This window comes from Dyella humicola, from assembly GCF_026283945.1.
Lineage (GTDB): Bacteria > Pseudomonadota > Gammaproteobacteria > Xanthomonadales > Rhodanobacteraceae > Dyella > Dyella humicola.
The window spans coordinates 241,695-262,654 of the sequence record NZ_JAPDPC010000002.1 but is presented as its reverse complement, the minus strand read 5'-3'; the positions used below and the strand labels follow the sequence as shown (position 1 = coordinate 262,654).

Sequence of the window (20,960 nt, the reverse complement as noted above, 5' to 3'; positions counted from 1 at the left end):
CGCACATGACCATCGAACAGGATCGCGACGCCTACATTCCCGGCTTCGCCTACTACGGGGACAATATCCTTCTTCTCAAGGCGACGCTGGAACAAATCGTCCGCCGTACGCGTGAGATGTCGTCCATCCGCCTGCTGAGCCTTGGCGTTGGCCATCGTTTCGTGGTGAAGGGGCTCTTGGACAGCTTGGGAGATCGTCTCTCGCGCCACGTGATCATCGAGGGATCTGCTGAAATCATCGACCTCTTCAACCAGGAGATGGCACCGCCCGCAAAACTGGAGCTGGTCCAGTCCTTCTTCGAAGACTTTCACACCGATGAACGTTTTGACGTGATTGAGATGGGCTTCATTCTTGAGCACGTCGAGGACCCGGGTCTCGTCCTGCAGCGCTTCAAGTCGTTTCTGGCACCGGGTGGCCGCATGATGATCGCTGTGCCCAACGCGTTCTCCCTGCATCGCCTCATCGGCCAACGGGCTGGCCTGATGGACGATCTTCACTCGCTGAGCGAAGCTGACCGCGCTCTTGGGCATCGACGTTATTTCGATCCTGCACAACTGGATGCGCTGATCTCAGCTGCTGGCCTGGACATCATCGGCCGCGCTGGACTCATGCTAAAGCCGTTCACGACGGGCCAAATGGATTCGCTACAGCTCAGTGACAAGGTACGGGAGGCCATGGATCAGATCGGCTTCGACCTTCCGGACATTTGCAATGGCCTCTTTGTCGAAGCGCGTCCATGCCGCTGACGGTTCTGGTGGTGGCGGGAGGGGGACTCCAGGGTGAATCTCTCGTTTCAAGCATCCGGGCCATTCCGGACGCCCGGATTATTGTGGCGGACACCATTGCCGATAATCTCGGACGCTTCTTCGCGGACCGTTATCTCGTGTCGCCAGCGGTCGCCGAGCTGGAGCCATTCGCGCAGTTTCTCGAAGCAACGATCCGACGCGAGCATGTGGACCTGGTACTGCCCTGCTCAAACCTGGTGATCAAGCCGCTTGCTTCGTTGCGCGATCTCATCGAGGCCGCTGGTGCCCGCCTGGGCTCGCCGGGAGGACGGCTGGTCGAGGTCCTGCTGGACAAGCAGTTGACCTACGAAGCCCTGCTGGATGCGGGCGTGCCCGTACAACGTCCGGTCCCGCTGTCGCTGCACTGCGAGCTTCCGCTATGCGGCAAGCCACGCAGCGGCTGGGGTGGGCGTGACATGCATGTCGTGCACACGGCCAGCGAGCTGGCGACGCTGGATATCGATGGCCTGGCGAGGAGTCATTGCTGGGTACCCTGGGTCCGCGAATTCGACGAATTCTCGGCCGATTTCGCCATCGATTTTGACGGACGCGTCTCGCCCATCACGTTGCGGCGAAGAGTCCGGACATCTGGCGGGTTCGCGGTGATCAGCGAATCGGTGTGCGAGGCCTCTCTAGAGAAGGTTGTCCAGGACGTCTCCCAGTGGCTGGCTTCGCAGCATGGCAGCGGCATTTTTAACGTCCAGGTACTGCGGCTACCCGACGGAACACTCTACGTTTCCGACATAAATCCCCGCCATGGAACATCGAGCTGCCACGCCTATGCGGAAGGAAACGGACTCGTCGCCTTCCTGATGGGTTTGCCGCAACGTCAGCCCACACGTTCCGTTCGGACCGTGCGCACACTGGGTCAACACAGTATGCCGACGCCGATCGACGGTCGCTGGCGCGGCATCGTGTTCGATCTGGACGACACCTTGATCGACCATAAGCGCTGGCTGATGGACAAGATGGCCGCCGCAGCGCCGGCCCTGTCTTCGCTGGTCGCTGCCGAGCGACTGCTTCGGACGACCTATGCCATCGTGGAGGAGGGACACTACGATCGGCTCATCGACTTGCTTGCCAGCCGGCTGCAACTGAATCACGTGCATGCAGAGCTGCTCGCAGCCTATCGGGCGGCGACGCCGGACCGGGCAACGTTTTTTGCCGAGGTCCCCGATGTGCTGTCCTCGCTAAGGGCCGCGGGCTTTCGCCTTGCCTTGCTGACCGACAACCCTCCGGCCAGCCAGCGCGCGAAGCTGGCAACCATTCCGGAGATCAGCAGCCTCTTCGACACGATGGTGTTCAGTCGTGAGCACGGCGACGAAAAGCCGGATACCAAGGCATTCCTGGTGACTTCCCAGCAACTCGGACTGGCTCCGGAAACTCTGCTGATGGTAGGCGACAATGTTGCCCGTGATGCCTTGGGCGCAGTGAAGGCGGGCTTTGATTCGTGCCTGTTGGTTGCGCGCCCGGGCGTACGCCATCACCACCATCACGAGTTGCTGCAGCACTACTGGCCAGAGGTATCTCAGCGCAGCTGGACTGCTTCTGACTTGCGCGTCCTGGCCACGCTGGGCCGTGCTTCCTCAGGGCTTTAATTCATGCGCGTTGCGATCATTCAATCGAGCTATATCCCCTGGAAGGGCTATTTCGACCTCATCCGTTCCGTTGATACCTTCGTGTTCTATGACGACGTGCAGTTCACCACGCGCGATTGGCGCACCCGTAACAAGATCAAGACGGCCAACGGCGCGCAATGGCTGACCATCCCCGTGGGGAACAAGACCGACCGGCTTATTCACGAGGTAAAGATCGAAGACCACAGCTGGCAGCGGAAGCACTGGGCCAGCATCGTGCACAATTACTCCAGGGCGCCATTCTTCAAGCAATACGAAGCTCTCTTTCGGGACATATACCTCGGAGTCGAGTGGCGCTCGCTCTCGGAGTTCAACCAGCACCTCACGCGCGTCATCGCTACGGAACTACTGGGCCTGAAAACCGAGTTTCGTGACTCGCGCGAATTCCACGTGAGCGGCAGGAAACAGGACCGTCTGATCGAGCTACTCCGCTGTATCGGCGGAACGCACTATCTTTCTGGCCCTTCGGCGAGAAACTACATTGACCCGCGCCAATTTGAGGCCAGTGGCATCGAGCTGACCTTCCACGATTACCCGCCCTACCCCGAGTACCCGCAACTGTATCCTCCCTTTGAACATGCAGTCAGCGTGCTGGACCTGCTGTTCAATGTGGGACCCACCGCCGCGCATTACATCTGGGGATGGCGCGAGGAGTAGCCAATGGCCTATATCTGCATAGCACTGACCATACTTTTCACGGTTTATGGTCAGCTCGTTCTCAAGTGGCAGGCATCGCTAAGTCTCCAGCAATGGGGCCAGGCGGCGCCGCTGCGATACGTCGTAAGCATGCTGCTCAATCCCTGGGTCATCAGTGGCCTGGGGGCGGCCTTCGCCGCTTCATTGTGCTGGATGCTCGCGGTGTCACGAATGGACTTGAGTAAAGCCTACCCGTTCACGGCACTCAACTTTGTCTTCGTGGGTTTGGCCGCGGTCCCGTTATTTGGGGAAGCCTATAGTTTGCCGAAGGTGCTGGGGCTCATCCTGGTGGTGGCCGGCATCCTTGTTTCCAGCCAGGGCTAAAAACGTGATTCCATTCAACAAACCGTTCATGACGGGCACAGAGCTCTCCTACATCGAGAGAGCCCATACCAACATGCAGCTTTCTGGTGATGGCCCGTTTACCCGGCAGTGCCATGCCTGGCTGGAACATCGCATCGGCTGTCAAAAGGCCCTTCTTACCCACTCTTGCACCGCGGCGCTCGAGATGGCGGCCATGCTTCTGGACCTGCAGCCGGGGGACGAGGTGATCATGCCCTCGTTTACGTTCGTGTCCACCGCGAACGCGTTCGTGCTTCGCGGTGCCCTGCCGGTATTCGTGGATATACGCCCAGACACGCTCAATATCGACGAACGACTCATTGAAGCCGCCATCACGCCGCGAACAAGAGCGATCTGCGTCGTCCACTACGCAGGTGTCGGCTGCGCCATGGACGTCATCATGGACATCGCCGACCGCCACGGGCTGATGGTCGTCGAGGACGCCGCCCAAGCCATCATGTCCACCTTCAAGGGACGCCCGTTGGGCAGTTTTGGCCACCTGGCGGCATTAAGCTTCCACGAGACCAAGAACGTCATTTCCGGCGAAGGCGGTGCGCTGCTGATCAATGATCCGCGACTGGTCGAGCGCGCCGAAATCATCCGGGAGAAAGGCACCAATCGCAGCCGCTTCTTTCGGGGCCAGGTGGACAAATACACCTGGGTCGATATCGGTTCCTCCTATCTGCCCAGCGAGATCCTGGCTGCCTTCCTGTTCGCGCAACTGGAGCGGGCGGAGGAGATTACAGCCAAGCGGAAGGCGCTTTGGGACCGCTACCAAAACTGGTTTCACGCGTGTGCTTTCCCCGGGGTGACGACGCCAACCATTCCGACGCAGTGCGGACACAACGCGCACATGTACCAGGTGCTGCTGGGCAGCTTAGACGCACGGACACGGTTTATCGACACAATGCGGCAGCAGGGAGTGCAGACTGTATTCCACTATCTGCCCCTGCATTCATCGCCTGCCGGACTTCGTTATGGCCGGGCGCACGGCTCGCTCGGGGTAACTGAAAGTGTCAGCGAACGATTGGTGCGCATGCCCTTCTGGCTGGGCCTTGAAGACAAGCTTGCGGACGTATTTCGCGCCAGCGAACAGGCCATCGGGGACCTGCTCATGAGAGTGCGCGCACGCCCAGAGGATCTCATGGCTGTCGATTAGCGGGCGCCTGCGACGGCGGCCTCACCAAGCATGCTGCAAGCGAAGCGTCACTATATTGGCGCCGCCCATCACTGGACAGGCGTGTCAAATGGCGCTCTATCAGGGCGCCACGGCCTTTTCGAACACCATCCACCGGCCCCCCACCCCGGCGACCTGCCTGTAGTGCGCTGAAGCAAGATAAGGCTCGACTTCAGCGCGAGCAGAGCCTGCGATGACTACGGTGCCGGGCTGTTCGCGTTGCAGCACGTCGACTAGGTCCTGACCAAGTCCGCCCTCCCCCGTAATGAATTTCGCTGCGCTGTAGCGTCGATTGAATTCATCCGGCTCGTTGAAAAGGGCATTCTTCAAGAAATCGACGCGCGTAATAAGCAGCGTATGCTCTGCCGAAAGCAGGACCATATCCTGGGCCAACGGTATGGGGGCCAGTACCGACCCGGGCTTTGCCAACGCCAGGCAAGCACGGGCGTCCGCCGCATAGGCATCAAGCGTCAAACCGGGAGGTGCGATGCGGACCCCGTTGTCCTTGCGGGTGACGGACGTCGGCGCAACCACGACCGCGAGGCCAAAAGCCAGTAACGCCAACCACGGCAGGTGTCGGCCGGCCCTGGCATCGGGGCCGATGCGATCCAGGCCGTATCCAAGCGCCATGCCGATCATCAGAGGCACCGGCAGCAGGTAGAAAAGCCGCCAATAGATGTTCTCCGTGGCGACAAATTTCATGATACCCGGCGCAGACCACGGGTTCAGATACAGCGCGAAGGCAATCGCCGTCCACAGCAACAAGAATGCGTGCCGACGAACGCGCCAGGAATAGAGGCAAATACCCGCTGCCAGCGCGAAGACGACAAATGCGGTTGGCAGGCTCGATCCGCCAGTGACCAGGTCCAGCTGACCCATGAACGTGTTGGGAAAGCCCGCATTGAGATCCGATCCGTAACCGGCGCGCTCCAAGGCATACCGACGATAGTCGAGCGCGAATGCGGCAACCGGCAGCAACGCCAGGCCGTAGGCGACACCCACGGGTATGACGCGGCGATGCGACTCGGTGCACCACCACGATACAAACAGTGGTATGGCGAGCAAGGGGAGCATGATCAGCGCGGTGGTCGTCATGCCAACTACCGCCAAAAACCCTACCAGCAGGGTGACCCAACGGGCCGCCTTCGGCTCCTTGAAGAAAAGTAGCGAGACCGCGATAGACGCCTGCAAGCCGACGAAAATAAATGCACACTTGGCCTGAAACATGCGCACCAGCGTGAAATTGCCAAAACTGCGATGGCTCTCGCCCATGAGTAGGAGCACGGGAACCAGCAGCGCCGCGCAGATGGCCGCTGTACGTGCAGACAGGCCAAGCAGCCGCAGGTTCAAAATGATGAACAAGACGCCGAAGGCGGCAGCCGCACAAGGGGCAAGCACGTAGTAGACCTTCAGGAAGTCCAAGCCGCTCACATGGGCGAATACGGCCTGGACGAATTCGTAGGACGTTGGATAGTACGGTGCTGCGGCGATGGGAAGTGATAGTGCTGGTGAGTGAGCCAGTTCGGGGATCAAACCGTCTATTCGGGCGTCCGAATGCGCCAGCAGATAAAGCACTTTCGGAAGATAGATCACGTCATCCGCATCGGGGCGATGCAGGCAAGTGGCAGCCAGAGCTCCCAGTGCGCATGCCACCAACATCCAAACCAGCGCCTCTTTGTTCGCGGCTCTCGCCAACGCCCACAGGTCGCGGCGATAGACCATCGCCAACACCAACGCGCCTGCCGCGAGCGAGAGCGTCAGGCCCGTCTGCAGTAATGCCGCTAAGTGGAACGAGAGACCGCCATAGACCGCCACGCGGACCAACAGCGTCGCCGCCGCCAGGGGAGACAGCAGGAGCGCCAGGGTCAACGAAACGAGATCGTCGCAACCACCAGCATGCGGCGCTCGCTGTGCAGGGGCTTTCTTGAGCCAGGACAATGCACGCATCGGATTCAGCCAAGCGTCTTTAAGGCTGAATCCGCCGGAGCGGAAACAGGGAGCCATCGATCAGCCTCACGCTCGCACCCGCAAAGTGATGTCGAGCGCTCGTCGTCATGGGACTTCAGCATCATTGACCGCACGCCCTTAGCCATTTTCTTCTCCAAAAATTCCTTCGCCGTCCTGCTGACATGGCCTGCGGCCGGCCGGTCCTGGGCGCGAAGACGGCATTTCCTTTCCAGGAACACAGAGGCCAGTCTGCGTTGCCTATAGCGATTCAACCAAGGCTTCGTCAGGAACAACCTGCGTAGGCCGCAACTTGCCGGCCTCAACGAGGCGCTATTCCACCGTGACCGACTTGGCCAGGTTACGCGGCTGGTCGACGTCGGTACCGCGCAGCACGGCCACGTGATAAGCGAGCAACTGCAGTGGCACGGTGAACACAGCGGGAGCGATGAAATCACCACCACCGTTGATGCGCAGTGTGACGCCACGAGCGTTGTTGCCTTCGAGGCAGGCTTCGCCATCGGCGAACACGAGCAATTCGCCGCCACGCGCCCGCACTTCCTGCAGGTTGGACTTGAGCTTGTCCAGCAGCGGACCGTTGGGGGCCACCGCGATGACGGGCATGTCTTCGTCGACCAGCGCCAACGGACCGTGTTTGAGTTCGCCGGCAGGATAAGCCTCGGCGTGGATATAGGAGATTTCCTTGAGCTTCAGCGAGCCTTCCAATGCCACCGGATATTGCGCACCGCGCCCGAGGAACAGCGCGTGCTGGCGATGGATCAGATGCGCCGAAAGCTCGATGATCTGCGGCTCCAGCTTGAGCGCGTCTTCGAGGGCTCGCGGCAGGTGCTGCAGCTGTGTGCACAGATCCACATAGCGCGCGCGATCCAGTCCACGCGATTGCGCCAGATGAAGGGTAAGCAGGGCCAGCGCAGCCAACTGGGTCGTGAACGCCTTGGTCGATGCCACACCGATTTCCGGGCCAGCACGCGTCATCAGCTTGAGATCAGCCTCGCGAACCACCGACGATTCGGGCACGTTGCAGATGGCCAAGGTGCCGAGATAGCCGCGGCGACGAGACTCGCGCATGGCAGCCAGCGTGTCTGCCGTTTCGCCCGACTGAGAGATGGCAACAAACAGCGTGCCATCGGGCACCACCGCTTCGCGATAGCGATACTCGCTCGCTACTTCGACGCTCACCGGCAGGCGCGCGTACTCCTCGAGCCAGTACTTGGCGACCAGGCCCGCGTGATAGCTGGTGCCGCAGGCGATGATATGCAGGCCGCGCACGCGATTCAGCAGCTCATCGCCATCAACGCCGAAGATATTGGGCAGTACGCCATGCGGACCGATGCGCGCCTCCAGCGTTGCCGCCACGGCATGGGGCTGTTCGAAGATCTCCTTCTGCATGTAGTGGCGATACTCACCACGTTCCACCGCATCGGCCGACAACTCGCTTTCATGCATGGAGCGCTCGACACGCTGACCGTCGAGACCGAAGATCGCCACGCTATCGCGCGTGATCTCGGCAACGTCGTCCTCGTCGAGATAGATGATCTTGTTGGTGACCTGGATCAGGGCCTGCGCATCCGAACCCAGGAAATGCTCGCCAATACCCACGCCAATCAGCAGCGGCGCGCCATGGCGTGCTCCGATGACGCGACCCGGCTCCTTGCTGCTGATCACGGCAATGGCATAGGCACCCTCGAGCTCCCGCACGGTCGCCATCACGGCATCGCGAAGGCTCAAGCCCGACTCGACGTGTTCGTTGATCAGGGCGGCCATCACCTCGGTGTCGGTCTCCGAGGTAAATACGTGACCGCGCGCCTGCAGATCGGCGCGCAGGCTGGCGTAGTTCTCGATGATGCCGTTGTGCACCAGCGCTACGCTGCCGGCCATGTGCGGATGCGCATTCGCCTCATTGGGCACGCCATGCGTGGCCCAGCGGGTGTGCGCGATGCCGGTGCCACCAGGGAAGGGCTCGGCCAGATACAGCGATTCCATCTCGCGCACCTTGCCCTTCGCGCGTACGCGGCGAATCTCGCCGCGATCCAGCACGGCCAGACCGGCCGAGTCGTATCCGCGATATTCCAGCGCCTTCAGGCCGGCGATCAACAGCGGCGCCACATCACGCTGGGCGGCAGCGGCAACGATTCCACACATCGGGTGTTACTCCTTCGAAACAGGTGCGATCCAGGCGGCCGCGAACGGCGACTTTCCACGCACGCGATTTCAACAAGCTTTCATGGCAACGGGCGGGCGATCGGATCATTCATCCTGGACTCGCCTCAAGCCGCCATTCAATGCACCTTGCGGCGTAGATAGTTCAGCAGATCGATCCGGGTGATCAGGCCCAGGAACTGCTCGCCATCGACGACGATGGCCACGTGGCCACGATCGAATACCGGTAGCAACGCTTCGATCGGCGAACGCACGTCGAGCATCTCCAGGTTGCTGGTCATCGCGGTGGACACGACATCACGGAACCGGCTCTCGTCGGAGTGCACGTGCATCAGCACATCGGACTCGTCCAGGATGCCTACCAGGCGATCCCCGTCCATCACGGGAAGCTGGGAGACGTCGTATAGCTTCATGCGTGTATAGGCTGTCATCAGCAGCTCGTTCGACCCGATCACCACCGTGTCGCGCTGCGCGAACGGGCGCAGCAGCAAGTCGCGCAGATCGCCATACTGCTCGCGCTCGATGAAGCCGTTGTCGAGCATCCAGTAATCGTTGTACATCTTCGACAGGTACTTGTTGCCCGTATCGCAGACCAAGGTCACCACACGCTTGGGACTGGTCTGTTCGCGGCAGTAGCGCAGCGCCGCTGCCAGCAACGTGCCGGTGGATGACCCGCCGAGGATGCCCTCTTTCGCCAGCAGTTCGCGTGCCACAAGGAAGCTTTCCTTGTCGGGAATCGCATAGGCCTTCTTCACGCGGGTGAAGTCGCTGATGCTCGGCAGAAAATCCTCACCGATGCCCTCCACCATCCAGCTGCCGGACTTGGCCGACAGCGTGCCTTCGTTGATGTATTGCGCAAGGATTGAGCCAACCGGATCGGCCAGCACGAACTCGGTGCTTGGCGAATGCTCGGCGAAGAACTTGGACAGTCCGCTGAGCGTGCCCGACGAGCCGCAACCGACCACGATGGCATCGACCTGCCCGTCCAGCTGCTCGAGAATCTCCGGTCCCGTCGTGGCGATATGCGCGGCCGGGTTGTCCATGTTGCCGAACTGGTTGATGAAGTACGCACCCGGGGTCTCGCGCGCGATGCGCTCGGCCATGTCCTGGTAGTACTCCGGATGGCCCTTGGCGACATCGGAGCGGGTGAGCACCACTTCGGCACCCATGGCCTTGAGGTTGAAGATCTTCTCGCGGCTCATCTTGTCGGGCACCACCAGGATCAGGCGGTAGCCCTTCTGCTGGGCCACCAGGGCCAAGCCAAGACCGGTATTGCCCGCGGTACCCTCCACCAGGGTGTCGCCGGGACGAATCTTTCCGGCGCGCTCGGCGCCCTCGATCATCGAGAGACCAATGCGATCCTTGATCGATCCGCCAGGATTGGTGCTCTCCAGCTTGAGGAAAAGCTGACACGGTCCGACGTCCAGGCGCTGCGCGCGTACCATCGGGGTACGTCCGATCAGTTCGAGGACACTCTGGTGGACCGTCATGGGGACTCCTTGCAGAAAGCACCGGTCGCGTCATCACGACCAGAAGGGGCTCTGATGATAACCGAGCCGCGGTACCCCCTTCCCCCATGCCAAAAACGGAGCGGCCCCGGAAACCGTTCCCTTGCGGGAGGTACCGGGGCCGCGTTCATGCGAAAACTCGCAGATTTAGTTGATGCGGTGCGCGTGATTGTCCCACATGCGCTGGAGCCGCTCCTTCGCGTGGAGTTTCTCCTTCTTCATGCCCGATAACGTCATGTCGTCGATGGGAAGCACGCCAATCTCGGCGTCGTGCACCTTGCTGTCGAGTTCTTGGTGGTGTTGGTAGAGCCGACGAAACTCCGCGTCGGCCTTCATCAAGGCTTCGACATCATCACGCTGCTGGTTTTCAAACATGATTCGACCTCCTCTGGAGAGAACGACGGGCGACCCGTGGGGGCGCCCTCAGACGCTGAACGACATGCACGCGCCCGCCATCCATGCCGGTTGAGCGGGCCATGGACTTCGATGTAGGGGGTGGGTAGCTGCATGATTCCGGTCAATGACCCAAGGGGCGAAGTGCGCCTTGGGAACTTGACCCTACTCCCCGGATCCGGGTCATGCAAGCGTCACAAAGGGACTAGATCGACCGCCAAATATTCGAAAAAAAGGCTGCCAGAACAGTCTTTTGCACGAATACAACGAAGACTTTCCGGATCTTGAACGAAACCTCGCAGCAAGCGACTTCGCCTTGCCCTACTCACCGAAAGTAGGAAGGCCGACAGGATCACCCTGCCGGCCTTCGGACGGGCTCGCGTCTTACTTGCCCTGATCTTTCTTTGAACTGCTGTCGTCAGAGGACGAGCTGTCGCCCTGCATCTGCGCACGCATCGCTCGCGCTGCCTGGGCTGCCAAGTCGGCTTGCTTTTTGGCGGCATTGGCGGCCTTGGCCTGCGCGGCGGCGAGCTTCTTGGCCTGCAGCGCCTCGGCCTGCGCCTGGGCGGTGGCTTCGGCACCTTCTGCCTGCTGGCGTGCGGCCTCTTCCTGCGCCATCTGGTACTGCAGGCGCTGGCGATCGAGCTCACGGCGGGCCTGATCGGCCTCGCGGCGACTGCCGTCGAGCAGGATCTGGTCGTGCTCGCGGTCGAGCTGGTTGATCTTCAGCTGCGCGTCCTGCAGCTGTGCCGTGGCGCGTGCGAGGTCGACCCGGCGCTCGGCCAGATAGAGCGCATGGGCACGGTCGCGGGAGCGGGCCTGAGCCAGCTGGTTGATGGCGTCGCGGGCGCGTGCCTGCTCAGCCTGGGCGTAGCTGCCCAGCGCCGGGTCGCTGGCGAGCTGGTCAAGGCTGCTGTTCAAGCGGGCGATGTCCATGTCGTCCTTGTTGCTGGCGTGAGCGATACCCACGGCAGCCATCGCCAGAACGAGCGCCGAACAACGGAGGGTCAAGGTATTCATGGATGACCTCCCTGGTCAGTGGTCGACTGGGGTACGGTCTGGAAACCCTGCCCCTGGGGGATGGGCTCGGCAAGCGAGGAAGCAGCGGGAGCCGGCATATCCGCCGGGGCCTGCTGCTGGACCGGAAGGGCCGGATTCTGGCTCTGGTCCTGCTGCTGTTCATGGCTCAGCGACTGGTCGATCTGATCACGCAGCTGGCGGTTGGCGTCGCCCTTGCTCTGGATCTGCGACCGGGCCGCGGCAAGGCGGGCCTTGGCGCGGGCCAACTCAGCATCCGCTCGGGCTTCGTCGGCCAGGGTAGCGGCATCGTCATATTTGCCCTTGGCCATGGCGGCCTGGGCCTGCTGGAACTTGTTTTGCGCAAAACCCAGGTCCACCGGCGCGTAATCGGCGGCGTCGGCATCGCGGGCAGCCTGCAGCTGCACCTGGGCCTGGTTCATGATCCCGTCCGGCGGCGGCGTGGAGGCGCAGCCGGAAAGCGCCAGCGTGAATGCCAGCGTCAGGGTCGAAACCGCCAGGCGAGCACCCCTAGGGCGCCCGAACAGCGGGAAAAAGATGTGCACCATCACTCATTCCTCTCGGAGTGTCGCAGCGTATTGTGGGCGGGCATAATCCACTTTAGCAATGCGCGCGAAATTCAGGGGATTCGAGTGGACATTGGTTACTTCCTCAAGCTAATGGTTGACAAGGGCGCGTCGGATATGTTCCTGACGACGGGCGCACCTGTGAACATAAAAGTCGAGGGCAAGCTGTACCCGCTGGGCAATACCGGCCTGCCTAGCGGCATGGTCAAGAAGATCGCCTATTCGTTGATGGACGAGGGCCAGGTACCGCAGTTCGAGCGGGACCTGGAGCTGAATATGGCGCTGGCGGTGAAAGAAGCCGGCCGCTTCCGCATCAACGTCTTCAAGCAGCGTGGCGAAGTAGGCATGGTGATCCGTGCCATCAAGAGCGAGATTCCCAGCGTCGATCAGCTGCAGCTGCCGGGCATTTTCCGCGAACTGATCATGGAGCCGCGTGGGTTGATCCTGGTGGTCGGCGCCACCGGCTCCGGCAAGTCGACCACGCTGGCGGCGATGATCGATCACCGCAACCAGCACTCGTCGGGCCACATCCTCACCATCGAGGATCCGATCGAGTACCTGCACCGCCACAAGCGCTCGATCGTGAACCAGCGCGAAGTCGGCCTGGACACGCACAGCTATCACGAGGCCCTGCGCAATGCGATGCGCGAGGCACCGGACGTGATCATGATCGGCGAGATCCGCGATACCGACACCATGGAAGCGGCCATCGCGTTCTCCGAAACCGGCCACCTGTGCCTGGCCACGTTGCACTCCAACAACGCCGACCAGACGCTGGAACGCATCCTCAACTTCTTCCCGGAATCGGCGCACAAGAACGTATTGATGAACCTCGCGCTCAATTTGCGCGCGGTAATCAGCCAGCGTCTGGTGGTCGGCAAGGACGGTCGCCGCCTGCCGGCTACCGAGGTGCTGCTCAACACGCCGCTGATCCGCGACATGATTCGCCGCGGCCAGGTGCACGACGTCAAGGAAGCGATGGACCGCAGCCTGCAGGAAGGCATGCAGACGTTCGACCAGTCGCTCTACCGCCTGTACAAGGAAGGCCGCATCGAGCTGGATGAGGCACTTAACAAGGCCGACTCCCGCGACGGCCTGTCGCTCAAGATTCGCTTGTCTGAAGGCAGCGGATCGGAGAGCACCGAACTGGTCGGCAACGATCCGTACGGGCTGGGCTTCTAGTAAACGAGGGGCGACGAGGGCCGGGACGATCGCTCAAGTCCCCGTCTCCTGGGTTGGCTGTCATTCCAGCGCGAGCCGCTGGAATGACAGCTTATTCATTGTCCTAACTTGCAGCAGGCGCGTCTGACTGCGCTTCCGGGGCCGCCTGCTGGAACGCCTCCAGCGCCTGGCACGCCGCATAGATACGCTGGATCGTCGGGAAGTCGTCCAGCGGCAGTTTCCAACGCACGGCGTTGTAGACCTGCGGCGCCAGGCAGGCATCCGCCATGCCGGGCTGATCGCCATGGCAGAAGCGGCCGGTCGCGACGTTGCCAGCCAGCATCGCTTCAAGCGCCCTGAAGCCCTCCCCAATCCAGTGTCGCGACCACACGCCCTTGGCGGCTTCGTCAGCATCGAACTGCGCCACGACATGCTGCAGCACCCGCAGATTGCCCAACGGATGGACATCGCAGGCCAATACCTGAGACAACGCCCGCACGCGGGCACGACCAGCCGGGTCGGCGGGTAGCAGGGGTGGCGTGGGCCGGGTCTCGTCGAGGTATTCGATGATGGCCATCGACTGGGTAAACACCTGCCCGCCGTCGACGAGGCAAGGCACCAGCTCCTGCGGATTCAAGGCCCGATAGTCCGGGGCATGCTGTTCGCCACCGTCCCGGACCAGGTGGACCGGCTGCGACTCATAGGCCAAGCCTTTGAGATTCAAGGCAATACGAACGCGATAGGCGGCACTCGAACGCCAGTAGCCATACAAGACCAAATCCGGGGTCATGATCGTGTCCTTTGCGGGCAGACTGAAATAGTGATTGCCTAGGATACCTGTCGCCTGGTTTGCATCGCCGGCGGCCGGACGGGACAATACGCGGTTCGCGCCTCCGGGCGTCCGTTTCCACGAATCCAAGCAAGGGAGTTCCGCCGTGTCCGTCACCCGCATGAGCGATCTGGAGCTGCGCGGCAAGCGCGTACTGATCCGCGAAGATCTGAACGTACCGATCGAGAACGGCCGGATCACCTCGACCCAGCGCCTGGAAGCGGCCCTGCCTACGCTCAAGCTGGCTCGCGACGCGGGTGCCAAGGTCATGGTGCTGTCGCACCTGGGCCGCCCCAAGGAAGGCCAGTTCGACGCCGAATCCTCGCTGGCCGCGGTCTCCACCTGGTTGAGCGACAAGCTCGGCCAGCCGGTGCGACTGATCGCCGACTACCTCGACGGCGTCGATGTCGCCGATGGCGAAGTCGTGGTGCTCGAAAACTGCCGCATGAACGTCGGCGAGGGCAAGGACGACGAGACGCTGTCGAAGAAATACGCCGCCCTGTGCGACATTTTCGTCATGGACGCCTTCGGTACCGCGCATCGCGCCCAGGCTTCCACCCATGGCGTGATCAAGTTCGCCCCGATCGCCGCCGCCGGCCCGCTGCTCTGCGCCGAGCTGGACGCGCTGGGCAAGGCGCTGGAGCATCCGGCCCGTCCGTTGTTGGCCATCGTCGCCGGCTCCAAGGTCTCCACCAAGCTCACCTTGCTGGAAAACCTGATCGGCAAGGTCGACCAACTCATCGTTGGTGGCGGCATCGCCAACACCTTTATCGCGGCCATGGGCTGGTCGGTCGGCAATTCGCTGTACGAGCCCGACCTCATCCCGGCGGCCAAGAAAGTCATCGCCGAGGCCAAGCGTCGTAATGCCGATGTGCCCGTGCCGGTAGACGTCGTGGTGGCTCCGGAGTTCTCGGCGCATGCGTCGGCCACGGTCAAGCCCGTCGACGCAGTGAAGGACGGCGAGCTGATCCTGGACATCGGGCCGGAGACGGCGCGCCGCTATGCCGAAATGATCGCCAAGGCCGGCACCGTCGTCTGGAACGGCCCGGTCGGCGTCTTCGAATTCGACGCCTTCAGCGCCGGCACCGAAACGCTGGCGCGCGCCATCGCCGCATCGCCCGCTTTCTCGATCGCCGGTGGCGGTGACACGCTTGCCGCGGTCGACAAGTACGGCATCGAGAAGGATGTCTCGTACATCTCCACCGGTGGTGGCGCCTTCCTCGAATTCCTCGAGGGCAAGGAGCTGCCGGCCGTGGCTGCACTCAGGGCACGCGCGGGTCGCTGATGCTCTGTCTGTTCGACCTCGACGGCACGCTGATCGATTCGGAGCTCGGCATTCTCGGCTGCGTGCGGCACGCCCTGACACAACTGGGCGTGCCCGCGCCTGCCGAGATGCGCCACTGGATCGGCCCTCCGTTGCGGCACAGCTTCGCGCCACTGCTGGATCACGATCACGATCGTATCGAACAGGCTGTCGAGCACTACCACGATCGCTTCCACACCATCGGCTGGCGCGAGCACACGGTGTATCCCGGTATCGAAGCGATGATCCGGCAACTGCAGACCGCTGGCCATCAGCTTGCCGTGGTTACCAGCAAGCCTGAGCGTCACGCGCGGCCGATCATCGAACATCTGCCATTCGGGTCTGCCTTCAGCCGCCTTTACGGCCCCGATCCGTCGAGTCCGCATAGCGAGAAGGCGGCGATGATTGCGGCGGCCCTGACCGACTTTGGCGCCGCACCAGAACAGGCCGCCATGATCGGGGACCGCCACTTCGATATCGATGGTGCGGTGGCCAATCGCGTACGCGGCGTGGGCGTGCTGTGGGGGTTCGGCAGTCGCGAGGAACTGGAAACCGCCGGTGCCCATGCGCTTGCACAGGATCCGGAACATCTGGCGACGCTACTGGTCGCCTGAGATCTTTTGGTAAGAGCGCACCCAGTGCGCGACAGCCTTCGAAGCGATAGTGGCGAAACTCTACGATCGCGCATAGGGTGCGCTCCTACAGGGAATCCGCGCATAAAAAACGCCGCGATAATCGCGGCGTTTTTTATGGTGGGGTTTGGGCGAGCACCTGCCCCTCATCCCAACCCTCTCCCCGGAGGGGAGAGGGAGTCCAGCATTAGCCAATCACGCGCTTCACGGCATCGACCACGTGGGTCACGGTGAAACCGAAGTGCTCGAACAGATGCGGCGCGGGCGCCGAGGCGCCGAACGTGGTCATGCCAACCACATCGCCGTCCAGGCCCACATACTTGCGCCAGAAGTCGGACGTCGCCGCCTCCACCGCCACGCGGGCACGGCACCAACCTGGCAGCACGCCTTCGCGGTATTCCAGCGGCTGTGCATCGAACACTTCGGTGCACGGCATCGACACCACACGCACCGGCACGCCCTGCTGGGCCAAGGCCTGTGCCGCTTCCGTCGCCAGCCCCACTTCCGAGCCCGTGGCGATCAGGATCGCCTTAAACTTGGTGTCCTGTGGATCGGACAGCACATAGCCGCCACGGGCAATGTCAGCCACCTGCTGCGCGGTGCGCGGCTGGTGCTTCAGGTTCTGGCGCGAGAACACGAGGCACGCCGGATTGCCCTTGCGCTCGATCGCCAGCTTCCACGACATCGCCGATTCCACCGCATCGCACGGACGCCACACCTGGTTGTTCGGGATGTAGCGCAGCGAGGCCAGATGCTCCACCGCCTGATGGGTCGGGCCGTCTTCGCCCAGGCCAATGGAGTCATGCGTGTACACGTGGATCGCATGGGCCGGGATCAAGGCGCTCATGCGCACGGCGTTGCGCGCGTAGTCGGAGAACACCAGGAAGGTGGCGTCGTACGGAATGAAGCCGCCATGCAGCGCCAGGCCATTGGCGATCGCGCTCATGCCGAACTCGCGCACGCCGTAATAGACATAGTTGCCCTTGCCATCACTGCTGTTGCCGTTGGCGGCATCCAGGCTGCCCTTCCACTTGGTCAGGTTGGAACCGGCCAGGTCGGCCGAGCCGCCGATCAGTTCCGGCAGCAACGGCGCGAACGCCTCGATGCTCATCTGCGAGGCTTTGCGCGAGGCAATTTCCGGACCGTCAGCCTGCAGCTTGTCGACGAAGGCCTGCGACTTGTCCGCCCAATCGACCGGCAGCTCGCCCGACATGCGGCGGGTGAACTCGGCCGCCAGCTCCGGATGCGCCGACGAGTACTTGGCCAGCGCATCGTGCCAAGCCCGCTCACGCTCAGTGCCAGCCTGCTTGTGATCCCAGCCGGCGTAGATATCGGCCGGAATTTCGAACGGGGCATAGCGCCAGTCCAGTGCGTCGCGGGCACCGGCGACTTCGTCCTTGCCCAGCGCCGCGCCGTGGCTCTCTTCCTTGCCCTGCTTATGCGGTGCACCGAAACCGATGATGGTGCGGGCGCAGATCAGCGTCGGCTTGTCGGACGAGCCCGTGGCCTGGGCCAGCGCCTGCTTGATGGCCTCGGCGTCATGACCGTCGACACCGCGAATCACGTTCCAGCCATAGGCCTCGAAACGCTCCGGCGTGTTGTCGGTGAACCAGCCGTGGACTTCGCCGTCGATCGAAATGCCGTTGTCGTCATACACCGCCACCAGCTTGTTCAGCTTCCAGGTACCGGCCAGCGAAGCAACCTCGTGCGAGATGCCTTCCATCAGGCAGCCGTCGCCCAGGAACACGTAGGTATGGTGGTTGACGATCTCGTGACCCGGACGGTTGAAGTGCGCGGCCAGTACTTTTTCGGCCAGCGCAAAACCCACCGCATTGGCCAGGCCCTGGCCCAGCGGACCGGTGGTGGTTTCCACGCCTGGGGTTTCGCTGGCTTCCGGATGGCCGGCGGTCTTCGAGTGCAGCTGTCGGAAGCGCTTGAGCTGCTCCATCGGCAAGTCATAGCCGGTCAGGTGCAGCAGCGCGTACTGCAGCATCGAGCCATGGCCATTGGAAAGCACGAAACGATCGCGGTTGAACCACTTCGGGTTGGTCGGGTTGTGCTTGAGGAAATCGTTCCACAGCACTTCGGCGATGTCCGCCATGCCCATGGGCATACCTGGGTGGCCGGAGTTGGCCTTTTCCACGGCGTCCATGGCGAGAGCGCGCACGGCATTGGCGAGTTCGCGGCGGGTAGTCATCTAGAGAATTCTCCGGGGCTGGGCGGCAGCTAAAAACGCTTATTGTCGCCGATCCGCGCGCGCCGTGTCGCCCATCGATGAATCGGGGCCATGCCAGTTTCGTGATTAACTGAAGCTTAATACTGCACTAACAAGTATTGAAACTCTTCAGCACGCTCCCCATCTAATTCCCCGGCACCGTCACAGACGGGTGCACGGGCCGCGTATGACCGAACCCCCGGCGACGCGGCCTGAACTTATAAGACGAAGAGGAATCCCCCAAATGAAGAAGACGCTTTTTGCTCTGGCCCTCGCTACCGCTGGCGTGATGGCTATTCCGGCTGCTTTTGCTCAGGACGCGGCCCCGACGGCTCAACAGGGTTGGTATGTCGGCGCGAACGCCGGCTATGCCGACGTGAGCCGTGGCGCCTATGACAATGGTGAATTCGCCGGTGGCATCAAGGGCGGCTACCGTTTCGCGATCAATCCCGAGACCTCGCTCGGTGCGGAAGTGGGTTATGTCTACCTGGGTCGCGTCAGCGCCAAGAACAGCTACTCGCAGAATTTCGCCGGCAGCAACGACAAGTCCAAGCTGCAGGGCGCTACCGCCGGCCTGAACCTGCGCTACAACTTCAACCCGAGCTGGTACGGCGAAGTGCGTGGTGGTGCCTTCTTCGCCAAGGGCGAGGGTCTGACCGACGACCGCGCCAACCCGCAGTTCACCAACTTCAACAGCACCCGCTACTACGCCGGCGCAGGCGTTGGCTACAACATCGCCCAGAACTGGAGCGTGGGCCTGAACTGGGACTACTACGACGGCAGCCAGAGCGACAAGAACATCCACCTGCCGACCAACCTGTACAGCGTCAGTGCGGAATACCGCTTCTGATCGACCTGTCACCAGACAATAAAAAACGGGCGCCGCGAGGCGCCCGTTCTTTTTGCAGCGATGGTGGGAAACGCAGTCTTACTTGGCGTTCCACTGACCCAGCGCGGCCAGGCCGTTTTCCTTGGCACGTGCGGCGATGGTCTTCTGCGCGTCGGCGTAGTTGGCCTTCATGTCCTTTGCCCACAGCTTCAGCGCGGCCTGCTGCATGGCGCGACCGTAGGAGAAGCTCAGCGGCCACGGGTGCGGGCCCATGCGGTTCATCGCATTGAGGTGCGCCGTCGACTGCTCGTCGGACTGACCGCCCGAGAGGAACACGATGCCCGGCAAGGTCGCCGGCACGGTGGTCTTGAGTACGCGCACGGTGGCTTCGGCCACTTCTTCGACCTCGACCTGTTCGTCTGAGTCCTTGCCCGGGATGACCATGCTGGTCTTCAGGATGGTGCCTTCCAGCATCACGTTCTGCTCGTACAGCGCATTGAACAGGCTGCGCAGCACGGCTTCGTGCACCTCGTAGCTGACTTCGATGCTGTGGTCGCCGTCCATGATCACTTCCGGCTCGACCATCGGCACCAGGCCGGCTTCCTGGCACAGCGCGGCATAACGGGCCAGGGCGTGGCAGTTCGCCTCGATGGCGGTGGAGCTGGGATTGTCTTCGCTGATGTTGATCACCGCGCGCCACTTGGCGAACTGCGCGCCCAGCTTGACGTATTCCTGCAGGCGCTCGCGCAGGCCATCCAGGCCTTCGGTGATCACGTCACCCGGGAAACCCGCCAGCGGCACCGGGCCCTTGTCGACCTTGATGCCCGGGATGATGCCGTTCTTCTTCATCACCTGGGTGAACGGCACGCCGTCCTTGGTCGACTGGCGAATGGTTTCGTCGTACAGGATCGCACCCGAAATATGCTCGGAAATGCCCGGCGCGGTGAGCAGCAGCTCACGGTAGGCGCGGCGATTCTCTTCGGTGTTCTCGATGCCGACGGCCTCGAAACGCTTCTTGATGGTGTTGGTCGACTCGTCGATGGCGATGATGCCCTTGCCGGGCGCGACCATCGCCAGGGCGATGCTTTCGAGGTCTTCGATGCTCATGACAACTCCGGATACTAGGCGGTGTGGGCCGCACAAGGTTAAGCCGCCCGCGAGGGCGGCAAGGCTCAAAGTCCGTAATTATATGCCATAAGGCCAAACAGGGTCCGGAGGGGCCCTGGATGGCACCGTGGCGGCCTCGGCCCGCCTCAGGCCTGGTCGAAGCCTGGCAGCTTGCAGGCGGCGACGATCGCCTTGCGCTGTGCCTCGTCGGCCGGCAGGTTGAACGGCACGATGAAGTAGGTGGAAACCGGCTCGCTATTGCGGTTGGTCAACGACGGGCCGTAGCGGAAATTGTTCACCACGCTCTTGGCCACCGCATCCAGGCCGCTCGGCGGCACGACCTTGCGCACGGTAACGTTCTGCGGAACGCCATCGGAACCGATCAGGTAGCTCACCGCCACGCAGCCCGGCTTGTCCATGTTGCTGCCGCTGTTGGGAATGTCGGCATCGACCTTGGTGTTGAGCATGATCCAGTACGACTGGATGTGCTCCGGCCCCACCATGCGCGCCTGCGACTGCGCCAGCAGTGGTGCCGCCCCGGACATGGCCAGTGCCAGCAACCATGCCTGGGTACAGCGTCGTGACGTCGTGTTCATGGAAAGCCTCCTGGGCTTGCA

General features: G+C 62.3%; 19 protein-coding genes. 9 read left to right on the top strand and 10 right to left on the bottom strand.

Annotated elements, in window-relative coordinates; translation table 11 throughout:
• The first annotated feature begins 5 nt into the window (after positions 1-5).
• The 5 genes from OUZ30_RS15910 to rffA are packed head-to-tail and all read left to right on the top strand — an operon-like array spanning position 6 to position 4,619.
• On the top strand, positions 6-746 hold the full coding sequence (locus OUZ30_RS15910; RefSeq protein ID WP_266183411.1) for a class I SAM-dependent methyltransferase: 741 nt from the start codon (positions 6-8) through the stop codon (positions 744-746).
• On the top strand, positions 737-2,383 hold the full coding sequence (locus OUZ30_RS15905; protein ID WP_266183410.1) for an HAD-IA family hydrolase: 1,647 nt from the start codon (positions 737-739) through the stop codon (positions 2,381-2,383). The genes OUZ30_RS15910 and OUZ30_RS15905 overlap by 10 nt, the downstream gene beginning before the upstream one ends.
• Positions 2,384-2,386: 3 nt before the next feature.
• Entirely contained in the window at positions 2,387-3,079 is a 693-nt protein-coding gene (locus OUZ30_RS15900; RefSeq protein WP_266183409.1) for a WbqC family protein, read from the top strand.
• Between the two features lie 3 nt (positions 3,080-3,082).
• Entirely contained in the window at positions 3,083-3,442 is a 360-nt protein-coding gene (locus OUZ30_RS15895) for a DMT family transporter (RefSeq protein WP_266183408.1), read from the top strand.
• A 4-nt stretch (positions 3,443-3,446) separates the two neighbouring features.
• Positions 3,447-4,619 carry a dTDP-4-amino-4,6-dideoxygalactose transaminase gene (gene rffA, locus OUZ30_RS15890; RefSeq protein WP_266183407.1) on the top strand — a complete coding sequence of 391 codons (1,173 nt, stop codon included), beginning with the start codon at positions 3,447-3,449 and terminating at the stop codon, positions 4,617-4,619.
• Between the two features lie 99 nt (positions 4,620-4,718).
• On the opposite strand, the gene OUZ30_RS15885 is transcribed toward rffA, so the two are convergent.
• The 6 genes from OUZ30_RS15885 to OUZ30_RS15860 form a co-directional block, all read right to left on the bottom strand.
• A complete protein-coding gene (locus OUZ30_RS15885; protein ID WP_266183406.1) occupies positions 4,719-6,641 on the bottom strand; it encodes a hypothetical protein in 1,923 nt (640 codons plus the stop codon).
• A gap of 273 nt (positions 6,642-6,914) precedes the next feature.
• A complete protein-coding gene (gene glmS / locus OUZ30_RS15880) occupies positions 6,915-8,744 on the bottom strand; it encodes a glutamine--fructose-6-phosphate transaminase (isomerizing) (RefSeq protein WP_266183405.1) in 1,830 nt (609 codons plus the stop codon).
• A gap of 137 nt (positions 8,745-8,881) precedes the next feature.
• Entirely contained in the window at positions 8,882-10,252 is a 1,371-nt protein-coding gene (locus tag OUZ30_RS15875; protein WP_266183404.1) for a pyridoxal-phosphate dependent enzyme, read from the bottom strand.
• 165 nt (positions 10,253-10,417) lie between these two features.
• Complete coding sequence (locus OUZ30_RS15870) at positions 10,418-10,645, bottom strand: HP1242/YdcH family protein (protein WP_266149805.1); 228 nt, start codon at positions 10,643-10,645, stop codon at positions 10,418-10,420.
• 402 nt (positions 10,646-11,047) lie between these two features.
• On the bottom strand, positions 11,048-11,683 hold the full coding sequence (locus OUZ30_RS15865) for a DUF4398 domain-containing protein (protein ID WP_266183403.1): 636 nt from the start codon (positions 11,681-11,683) through the stop codon (positions 11,048-11,050).
• Positions 11,680-12,249 (bottom strand): DUF4398 domain-containing protein, encoded by a 570-nt coding sequence (locus tag OUZ30_RS15860; protein ID WP_266183402.1) that lies wholly within the window; start codon positions 12,247-12,249, stop codon positions 11,680-11,682. Before OUZ30_RS15860 ends, OUZ30_RS15865 begins: the two co-directional genes overlap by 4 nt.
• 84 nt (positions 12,250-12,333) lie before the next feature.
• On the opposite strand from OUZ30_RS15860, the gene OUZ30_RS15855 reads away from it, so the two are divergent.
• Positions 12,334-13,449: a PilT/PilU family type 4a pilus ATPase gene (locus OUZ30_RS15855; protein WP_266183401.1), complete on the top strand. Its 1,116-nt coding sequence runs from the start codon at positions 12,334-12,336 to the stop codon at positions 13,447-13,449.
• Positions 13,450-13,552: 103 nt separating this feature from the next.
• Here the strand turns inward: OUZ30_RS15855 and maiA are convergent, their stop codons facing one another.
• Positions 13,553-14,218, bottom strand: a complete 666-nt coding sequence (maiA, locus tag OUZ30_RS15850) for a maleylacetoacetate isomerase (RefSeq protein ID WP_266183400.1) — start codon at positions 14,216-14,218, stop codon at positions 13,553-13,555.
• 145 nt (positions 14,219-14,363) lie between these two features.
• Here maiA and OUZ30_RS15845 point away from each other — a divergent pair, with 145 nt between their 5' ends.
• Together OUZ30_RS15845 and OUZ30_RS15840 are read left to right on the top strand one after the other, a co-directional pair.
• Positions 14,364-15,542: a phosphoglycerate kinase gene (locus OUZ30_RS15845; RefSeq protein ID WP_266183399.1), complete on the top strand. Its 1,179-nt coding sequence runs from the start codon at positions 14,364-14,366 to the stop codon at positions 15,540-15,542.
• Complete coding sequence (locus tag OUZ30_RS15840) at positions 15,542-16,174, top strand: HAD hydrolase-like protein (RefSeq protein WP_266183398.1); 633 nt, start codon at positions 15,542-15,544, stop codon at positions 16,172-16,174. Before OUZ30_RS15845 ends, OUZ30_RS15840 begins: the two co-directional genes overlap by 1 nt.
• Before the next feature lie 205 nt (positions 16,175-16,379).
• Here the strand turns inward: OUZ30_RS15840 and tkt are convergent, their stop codons facing one another.
• Entirely contained in the window at positions 16,380-18,389 is a 2,010-nt protein-coding gene (tkt, locus tag OUZ30_RS15835; RefSeq protein WP_266183397.1) for a transketolase, read from the bottom strand.
• Between the two features lie 262 nt (positions 18,390-18,651).
• Between tkt and OUZ30_RS15830 the strand changes: the two genes are divergently transcribed.
• Positions 18,652-19,257, top strand: coding sequence for an outer membrane protein (locus OUZ30_RS15830; RefSeq protein ID WP_266183396.1), 606 nt, complete (start codon positions 18,652-18,654; stop codon positions 19,255-19,257).
• Positions 19,258-19,335: 78 nt separating this feature from the next.
• Here the strand turns inward: OUZ30_RS15830 and OUZ30_RS15825 are convergent, their stop codons facing one another.
• Entirely contained in the window at positions 19,336-20,343 is a 1,008-nt protein-coding gene (locus OUZ30_RS15825) for a class I fructose-bisphosphate aldolase (protein WP_266183395.1), read from the bottom strand.
• Positions 20,344-20,489: 146 nt separating this feature from the next.
• Positions 20,490-20,939: an energy transducer TonB gene (locus tag OUZ30_RS15820; protein ID WP_266183394.1), complete on the bottom strand. Its 450-nt coding sequence runs from the start codon at positions 20,937-20,939 to the stop codon at positions 20,490-20,492.
• Positions 20,940-20,960: the final 21 nt, after the last annotated feature.